Origin of the sequence: Corallococcus sp. 4LFB (genome assembly GCF_046520365.1) — a bacterium.
In the GTDB taxonomy this organism is placed as follows: domain Bacteria; phylum Myxococcota; class Myxococcia; order Myxococcales; family Myxococcaceae; genus Corallococcus; species Corallococcus caeni.
Genome location: NZ_JBKGHJ010000364.1, coordinates 1 through 8,981 on the forward strand (window position 1 = coordinate 1; position 8,981 = coordinate 8,981).

The 8,981-nt window shown below is 69.6% G+C and carries 6 protein-coding genes; all 6 read right to left on the minus strand.

Annotated features, from left to right (window positions below; translation table 11 throughout):
• A partial coding sequence (locus ACLEQD_RS30370) for a tryptophan 2,3-dioxygenase family protein (RefSeq protein ID WP_410388883.1) occupies positions 1-966 on the minus strand: 966 nt, incomplete at its 3' end.
• Positions 967-1,238: 272 nt separating this feature from the next.
• Entirely contained in the window at positions 1,239-1,658 is a 420-nt protein-coding gene (locus ACLEQD_RS30375; protein WP_410388885.1) for a response regulator, read from the minus strand.
• The gene (locus ACLEQD_RS30380; protein ID WP_410388887.1) at positions 1,651-4,617 is read right to left on the minus strand and encodes a response regulator; all 2,967 of its coding nucleotides are present in this window, start codon (positions 4,615-4,617) and stop codon (positions 1,651-1,653) included. Before ACLEQD_RS30380 ends, ACLEQD_RS30375 begins: the two co-directional genes overlap by 8 nt.
• A gap of 6 nt (positions 4,618-4,623) precedes the next feature.
• Entirely contained in the window at positions 4,624-5,787 is a 1,164-nt protein-coding gene (locus ACLEQD_RS30385) for an FIST signal transduction protein (RefSeq protein ID WP_410388889.1), read from the minus strand.
• Between the two features lie 28 nt (positions 5,788-5,815).
• Positions 5,816-7,678, minus strand: coding sequence for a cytochrome C (locus tag ACLEQD_RS30390; RefSeq protein WP_410388891.1), 1,863 nt, complete (start codon positions 7,676-7,678; stop codon positions 5,816-5,818).
• 268 nt (positions 7,679-7,946) lie between these two features.
• Positions 7,947-8,825, minus strand: coding sequence for an ATP-binding protein (locus ACLEQD_RS30395; RefSeq protein ID WP_410388893.1), 879 nt, complete (start codon positions 8,823-8,825; stop codon positions 7,947-7,949).
• Between the last annotated feature and the right edge of the window lie 156 nt (positions 8,826-8,981).

Sequence of the window (8,981 nt, forward strand, 5' to 3'; positions counted from 1 at the left end):
CCGGCCGAGGCGTGCGCCACCGGCGTGTGCTGAGCGTGCATCGGCAGCCGCCGCCACGCGCGGCTCATGTGCATGCGCCGTGGTGGGATGCTGCGCGTGGGCCGCGGAAGCGTGCTGCGCGTGGGCCATCGGCGCGTGGTGCAGGTGCGGCGTCGGGGGCGTGCTGCGCCTGGCCACCGGCGCGTGCATCGCCGAGTCATTCATCGCGTTGATCGCGGCCATCGGGCAGCCGCCACCGGTGCGCGCCTCACCCGGCGCGTAGCCACCCTCGCGCTTCCAGCCCGCCGTCAGCTCCACGCGCACGTCCCACAGCGCGCGGAACAGCGGCAGGGTCATCCGCGCCTGCAGCACCTGCGAAGGCAGCCCGTCCAGCGCCTTCACCGTGCGGTCGATGCCAATCGTCCGGCGCACCAGCTGGTAGTGCGCGTACAGCCATCCCTGGAAGCTCTCATCCACCGTCACCAGCTGCTCGCAGACGTGCTGCAGGTCCTTCGGCCCCCCAGCCGAATAGACCTGGAACAGCGTCAGCCCGCGACGCTCCAGCATCCGCTCCATCGCGGACTCCAGCCCGTCCGCCGCGTGGCGCAAGGTGTTGTAGCCCGGCGACTCCTGCCCGCTGCCGCTGCCCAGGCTGCGGCGGATGACCTGGTACTCCGCCGGCGTCATCGTCTCCAGGATCGCCATCTCCGCGCTGATGCCGGCGATGATCTTCTGCACCCGCGCCAGCCGGGCGACCACCGCCCACAGCGCGTCGCGGTCCATCTCCGCCACCACCTCCACCATCTCCCGCGACGCCAGCTTCAGGTACAGCTCCTGCGACTGGTGGACGATCTGGAACATCAGCTCGTCGTGGGAGACCAGCTCGCCTTCCGGTGACTGCAGCGCCAGCAGGGTGTCCGTGTGCAGGTAGCGCTCGTAGTCCAGCTCGCCCTTGCCCACCCACTTCTTCAACATGACGTTGAACATGGGCTGAGTCAGCTCATACTTCAGCTTTTCGGCATGGCTGTAATCGGTCGACGTATGCAAGGTGCCTCCGGGGGGACGCAGGCAGTTCGTGGTGGGTAAGGCGCGCCCCAGCAGGGAAGAACAGTGAGCGCGTAAATCTCTAGAAGCGACTACCTTACAGCCCTTTTGGTGAACTTCAAGTCATACCGGGCTTGCGGGTTATCGATTTTTGAGATTCCCATCGTTCCGGAGGGAGGGGTAGCCCGAGGGGTCGGGCTTACCCAGGGGGTGAGTCAGCTCTCAACCGGTGAGGGATCCCGGTTGGGCAACGCCGGCCGCGGCTTCAGGCGCATGGCGTGGAGCTTCTGGGCCAGGTCGGCGCCCTGGACACTCTTGGAGATGTAGCCGTCCGCGCCGGACGCGATGGCCAGCGAGCGCAGCTTGGCCTCGTCGGAGGCGGAGTAGAGGATGAAGCGGGTGCCGGGGGGGGCGTACTGGCGCGCGAGCCCCACCACCTTGTCCCCCTTGAGGGCGGGGAAATTCACGTCGATGAGCACGAAGTCCGGCTCGGAGGCGCGCACGATGTTGGACACGCCCAGGGCGGACGTGTGGGTCTGCACATCGAACCCGTACGCGCTCAGCGAGCGCTGCACGAGGTCGAGCAGGTCCGGATCGTCGTCCACGACGAGGACGCGCGGTTTTGCTTCAGCCATGGCTTCTCCCTAGGTACTGACGAATCGTCTCGATGAGCTGGTCGCGGTCCAGGGGCTTGGTCATGTAGGCCGTGCAACCGGCCGCCTGCGCCTTGTCCTGGTATTCGCGACCCGCGTGCGCCGTGACGGCGATGACGGGCACATTCTGCCCATCCGGCAACGCGCGGAGCCTGCGGGTGACTTCCCAGCCGTCGAGTCTCGGCAGGGACAGGTCCATGAGGATGAGGTCCGGCGCGTCGTTGCGGGCCCGCTCCAGCCCCTGCTCGCCGTCCTCCGCCTCGATGAGGTCATACAGCCCGCCCAGGTAGCGGCGGACGATGTCGCGGTTCTGCTCGCTGTCCTCCACGTACAGCACGCGGGGCAGCTTCCCCGCGGAGGCCGCTCGCTGGGACACCAGCAGCCCCTTCGCCTGCGCGATGACGTCCTCCAGCGCGTGGCCGCCCTTGCGCACGAAGCCCGCGAAGCCGTCGCGCAGGAGCGTCTCTTCTTCGTTGGACAGCGTCTTGCCGGTGAGCACCACCACCGGCACGGACAGCTTCTCCGCGCGCAGCCGGCGCAGCACCTCGAAGCCGTCCAGGTTGGGCATCATCAGGTCCAGCACCACCAGCGACGGCGGCGACACGCGCGCCTTGAGCAGCGCGTCCTCGCCGTTGCGCGCCTCGTTGGTGGAGAAGCCCGCGCGGCGCAGGTTGCGGCTGACCAGCTCGCGCGTGGCCGCGTCGTCGTCCACCACCAGCACGTCGCCCGCGGCGGCCGTGGCGCCCGCGGAGGCCAGGCTCTTCTGCACCACCTCCACCAGCCGCTCCGGCTCCACCGGCTTCACCAGGTACTCGCACGCGCCCAGGCTGAAGCCGCGCGCGCGCTGCTCCTCCACGGACACCAGGATGACCGGGATGGCCGCCAGCGTCGGGTCGCTCTTGAGCTGGCTCAGCACGGACCAGCCGTCCATGCGCGGCAGGTGGATGTCCAGCAGGATGGCCTGCGGCTTCACCTCCCGGGCCAGCTTCATCGCGGCGAGGCCGTCGTTCGCCGTCACCACCTTGAAGCCCGCGGGCTCCAGCTGGCCGGTGACGAGCTGCTGGATGAGCACGTCGTCATCCACCACCAGCACCGTGCTGCCCGGCCGCGCCATGGGCGCGAGCTTCTGGGCCACGTCGTGCACGGGCACCAGGCGCTCCGTGGCGTGCGGGCTGTCCGCGCCCACCGTCGTCGCCAGCACGTCCGGCAGCCGCACCGTGAAGGTGGAGCCGCGGCCCAGCGTGCTCTTCACGTCCACCGTGCCGCCCAGCACGCGGGTGAGCTCGCGCACGATGGCCAGCCCCAGCCCCGTGCCGCCCACCTTGCGCGTGGTGGTGCCGTCCACCTGACGGAACTTCTCGAAGATGAAGGCGAGCTGATCCGCCGGGATGCCCACGCCGGTGTCCTCCACCGTCATCAGCAGCTCGCCCCCGCCCGCGGGCACCACCGTGAGCGCCACCTCGCCCGTGTCGGTGAACTTGGCCGCGTTGCTCAGCAGGTTGAGCATGATCTGCCGCAGCTTCAGCGCGTCGGTGCGGATCTCCTTCGCTTCGGGGTCCACGTTCACGGTGAGGGCCACGTCCTTGCCCTTCAGGTACTCCTTCACCGTGGCCATGCACTCGTCGGCCAGCTCCTCCACGTCCACCGGCTCGGTGACGACCTCCACGCGGCCCGCTTCGATCTTGGACAGGTCCAGGATGTCGTTGATGAGCGCCAGGAGCGTCTTGGCGTTCGTCTTCACCACGTTGAGGTCGCGCCGGCCGTGCGGCGTCAGGCGGCTGCCCTCCTCGCGCATGAGCAGGTCGCAGTAGCCGATGATGCCGTTGAGCGGCGTGCGGATCTCATGGCTGAAGTTCGCCAGGAACTCGCTCTTGAGGCGCACGGCGCCCTCCGCCTCGCGGGCGCGCTCCTCCTCGTTGCGCTTGGCGACGGAGAGCTCCTGGGCCAGCCGGTCCAGGTCCTCGTTCTGCTGGCGGATGATCTCCATCTGCAGCGCGCGCTGCTGGTAGCTCGCCAGGGAGCGGGCGGACACCGCGCGCGTCTTCTTGATCTCCTCCAGGCTGGCGGCCAGCTGCTTGTTGGCGGCCTCCAGCTCGTCCTTGGAGGCGCGCAGGGCCTCTTCGTTCTGCTTGCGCTCGGTGATGTCCTCCGTGACGCCCATCACGAAGCGCGCGACGCCCTGGTCATCCAGCAGCGGAATCTTGCGCGTGGCGAAGATGCGGTCCACGCCGTCCGCGCGGGCCACCTCCTCGAACGTCTTCATCCGGCGCGTCTCGAGGATCTCCGTGTCGATGGCGATGAACGAGTCCGCCTGCTCCGCCGGGAAGTAGTCGTGGTCCAGCTTCCCCAGCAACCACTCCTTGGTGACCCTGAAGGCGTCCGCGAACGTCTTGTTCGCCACCACCAGCCGGCGCGTCTCCGCGTCCTTCACGAACAGCACGAAGGGCAGCGCGTCGATGATGTTGCTGAGCAGGTAGTTGGTGCGCTTGAGCTCCACGCCCGTCATCTGGTGCTGGGCGCGCTCGGCGTGCAGGCGCAGCTCGCGCGCCACCACGAAGGGCAGGTGGCCGTAGCGGTCCTCGGTGACGTAGTCGCGCGCGCCGGCGCGCATGACGGCGGACAGCGTGTCCGCGCTCCAGGTGGGCGCGCTCACCACGAAGGCCGGCTCCCGGCCGCGCTTCACCCACGCCGCCTGGACGTCCTCCCAGGTCATGCCCGGGACTTCGGCCCCCACCAGCACCAGGGCCCAGGGGCGCTCCAGCGCCTGCTCCAGGGCCTCCCGCGTGCTGACGGGCTCCAGCGTGAGCATGGAGAGGATGTCCTCCTTCTCCAGCGCGTCGCGCATGGCGCGCGTCTCACGCTCGCTGCCCACCAGGAGCAGGGACAGGGTGTAACCGAGGGGCGCTTCCGCGTGGGCCACGTCGAACGGGTGGTGGGCCATGGTCTTTTAGTTGGAACCGAACGCGAGCACGGTCAGCGTGGTGTTGATGTGGAACCCCGAGTAGATCTCGAACTGCACGTTCATCCCAGCGGACGAAGGTGCGAGTTTCAGGGCCTCGGAGAGCTTCGGCACCATACCCTGTGCCTGCGCGTACCACAGGCGTCCGCTGCAGTGGAACAGGAGGGCGGCCTGGGGGTTCTGTACCCGCCTGGGCAACTCCTCCTGGAAGAAGTCCCGCGTCATGCCCGCCAGGTCGCCGGCCTTCATCAGGTCCAGCTCGCTGCCCTCCTCCAGGAGGTTGGCGAACAGGATGGAGCCGTCCTCCAGGGGGCGCCACGCGGCGCGGATGAAGTACTCGCGGCCCACCTTGAGCGCGGTGGGGCGCAGCGCGAAGCCGCCCGGCCGGCCGAACTCCAGGTCCGCGATGTTCTCCACGCCCAGGATGTCCGCGTAGCGCCGGGCGGCGGGCTGGCCGTCAATCTCCAGGGCGCGCGTATGCGTCTCATCCACCTTGGTGATGGTCAGCCGCTCGCCGGTGGGCACGTACCAGTGCGAGCGCAGCGCGGCCCAGGGGGCGTTCGTCTTGAAGAGGGCCACCAGCACGCCGTCACCGGCGACCTCACCATCCACGTGGATGAGGGCGGACTGACGCGCGGGGTCCGTCTCTGAATCGCTGGCGCCGCCGCCCACGAGCACCAGGGTCTGGTTCTTCTCCAGGATGCCCAGCAGCAGCTCTTCCTTCTTGTAGCGGAAGCCGTCGTCAATCACGAGGCCCACGTACCGGCGCGCGTCCAGGTCCTGCTGGCGCACGCCCAATTCCTCGCACGCGCGCTTGATGGCCATGGCGCCCGCGGCGATGGCGTCTCCGGTGAGGCCGCTTCCCAGCCCCAGCCCCACCTCGAAGTCGCCGGAGAGCGCGCCCAGCACGACGCTGTTCTCGTGGATGCCGTTGTTGTCCAGCTCCCCGGCGGTGGTGGCGCCCACCAGCCGGGTCTCCTTGGGCAGCCGCTCGCGGACCGCGCGGTTGAGCGCGCGCTGGTCCCGCTGGCGGGCCGCGAACAGCGTCACCAGCTTCGGCGGGGGGCCGTGTAACTGGCCCAGGAGGTCCTCCGCGACGGCGACTGGATCCGTGAGGGTGGAACGAGCCGTCTGCATCTTCACGTGCGCCATGGAGGACCTCCGTGCGAACCGGCGGCGGCTAGAAGCCGGCGCCGGGGTGTGTCTTGTGGCAACTGCCGGTGCACTGCTGGAACGACTCGCGGCCCCCGCCGACGTACATGCTCTCGATGGGGCCGAACCTCTCCACGTGGCTGTCGGGGTAGCTCTTGTGGCACGACAGGCACGCGGCCTTGCTGGTGCGCTGCGTGGTCTCCTGCTTCAGGTGGCAGGACGAGCACTTCTCCAGGGGCGCGTCGAAGCGGTTGGAGCGCGAGTGGATGAAGTGCGTGCGCACGAAGATGGGCCCCTCCAGTTCGAAGCCCAGCGGAGCATGGCACGACGCGCACGCGGCGCGGTTGTCGTTCGCATGCAGCACTTCGCCCAGGTCGCCGCCCTTGCTGTGGCAGGTGTTGCACGGACCCGTGGTCAGCACCGCCGACGTGTGCGTCTGCGTCCCCACCTGGATTTCGATGGTGCGCGACGCCGGCCGGTCCTCGCCCAGGTACACGCGGCGCGCCTTGGCGGTCACCAGGTAGGTGCCGGGCTTCGCGTCCGCGGGCAGGTGGTAGGTCCAGGTGTCGCTCACGGGCGCGTCCCAGCGGCCGTCGTTGGGGAAGAAGGCGCCGCCGAAGAGCTTGTTCGCCGGGGGGAAGGTCATGAACTGCGCGTAGACGCCGTCGCGCGCCGGGGTGGCGATGGTCTGCACGTCCTGCGAGTCATCCAGGAACGCCTCCAGGTCGACGATGCTCCGGATGGGCTGGATGTCCTGCGCCGGCCCGATGAGCTGCGTCATCATCATCCGTTCCTGGTGCTTGCGGCGGTAGTAGGTCGTCGTGGGGTTGAAGAAGGCCTGATAGTACTGGATCCCCGCCGGATTGCCGGGAGCGCCCGGAGGTGCGACCTCATTGTAGGTTGGAAGGCTCCCGGCAGCGTGCAGCCGCTTGCCCTGGCCGTCCTTCAGGGTCATCTGGAAGGTGACGTCCGACCCGGGGGCGTACGTGCCGTCCTCGCGGGGCGCCGTCAGGGGCTTGATGTCGATGCCGAACCCGTAGCTGTACGCCGGCTTGGAGACCTGCGTGACGGGGATGAAGTAGGGGGCGAACGGGCGCAGGCTCCAGCGCAGGCGCAGGCCCACCGTGCGGGACGTGAAGGTGAGCGTCTGCTTCTTCGCGTGGTCGTACGCGTTGCGCAGCTCCACCAGGGCCTCTTCCTCGTAGGCCCGGGCGCCCGTGCAGTCCGTCAGCGAGCGGCAGTCGCGCGTCCACTGGATGGCGCGCATGCGGCGGATGAAGAAGTCGTCGCGCTCCGTGCGGCGGGTGTCGTCGCTGCCGATGTTCAGCAGCACCGGCGCGCCCGTCAGCCTGCCGTGCGCGTCCACCGGCTCCACCGTGAAGAGGCTGGTCGCCTTCATCCACGCCGCGTCCCGGTAGAAGCGGCGGCGGGTGTAGGTGCCGTCCGCGTTCGACAGGCCCACGAACTCCTGGTCCGCCAGACGCACACCGCCCCACCCCACGGCGAGGAAGTCGCTGTTCTGACGCAGGCCGTCCACGCCCTCGTCCTCCGTGGCGGAGATGGAGGCGCGCAGGTCAATCTGGTTCACGAAGAAGCGCTGCCCGGCCTTCACCTTCAGGGGGACGCCCTCGCCGTTGTCGACCTCCAGCGCCAGGCCCACGGGCGCGGAAGCGCCGCTGCCACCCCTGAGGGCGGCGTCGTCGGAGAGCGCCTGGCCCTGGGCCGCGAGCTCCGGCTCCAGGCCGGCGGAGGACTCCAACTCCGCGGATTCAGGACCGCCGCAGGCCACCGTCAGGCTGGCCAGCGTGGCCAGCAGGCTCGCGCGGCCCGCCGTGAACAGGCGGGAGGAAGTGCGAGTACACCGCTCCTGAATCTTGTCAGCTCCACCCATGAGGGGACTCCTCCGAACGCGTATGTGCGGACGGCTGCCGGAGCAGCGTCGCGGCCAGTGGACCCGGGTGCCCTTGCGTCGGGGGGACGCTGGCGGAGGGTCGCGCTCAAACCCGGCTTTTGCCGGAAACGAGCAGTTCTAGCCGCACGGAGAATATCCACAATCAACAGACGGGTTCAACTTCTGAGAATAATTCCACTCAGAGGCGAACCCGGACTGTTCGTGACTGAATGGGAAGGGGTGCTGGGGCGCAACCTACCCGGGAGGGTCATGCGCGAATCGAGGAAACGCCTGCTGCCGGGGTTTCCGGGGTGAAAGGGAGTTCGACGGTGAACTCCGAGCCCTCTCCCAGCCTGGAGTGGACGCGGATGGTGCCGCCGTGGGCTTCGACGAGCTGGCGGACGATGTAGAGGCCCAGGCCGAAGCCCGGCGCGCGGCTGTCCGTCGTGACCCGCTCGAAGCGGGTGAACAGGCGCTGCTGGGCTTCCGGGGAGATGCCGGAACCGTGGTCGCGCACCGACATGCGGATCCGGTGTGTGCCCTCATCCACGCCCACATGCACCTCCACGGGCTGACCCCGGCCGAACTTGAGAGCGTTGCTGACCAGGTTGGTGAGGACGCGGTCCAGGCGCTGGCGGTCCCAGCGGCCGCGGGCGCCGTCGCGGGCGTGGACGGTGAGGGCGCAGCCGGCGGCGGCGGCCTGGTCCTCGTGGCGGGCGGCCACCTCATGCGCCAGCTCCGCCAGGTCCATGGGCTGGGCCTCCAGCACCAGCCGGCCGCCGGACAGGCGCGACAGGTCCAGCAGGTTGTGCACCAGCTGGCCCAGCCGCTTCGTCTCCTCCTCGGCCAAGAGCAGCCCCTCGCGCAGGCGCGAGTCCTCACCGTGGGCGGGTGCGCACTGCAGGCGCACGCGGCGCAGGCGCAGCTGGAGCGAGCTCAGCGGGGTGCCCAGGTCGTGCGCGGCCACGCCAATGAGCTCCAGCGCGTTCTGCGTCGCCGCCATCAGGCGGGCGTTGTCCAGCGCCAGCGCGGCCCGGGCGGACAGCTCCTCCAGGAAGGCCTGGTCCACCGCGCCGTAGTGGCGGTGCGGCCGGGTGGACAGCAGGCACAGCGCGCCCAGCACGCGGTTGTCCACGATGAGCGGCACGCTCCAGCGCGGAGCGCACGCCCAGCGCGCGCCACAGCTCCGCGGAGGCGCTGCCGCTGACGGAGGGCGGCAGCCGGTCCGGGTCCACCTCCGCGAAGCGCTCGGCGCGGCCGGTGTGGACGACGCGCGCGGGGCCGGGCTCATCCTGTGACGGCG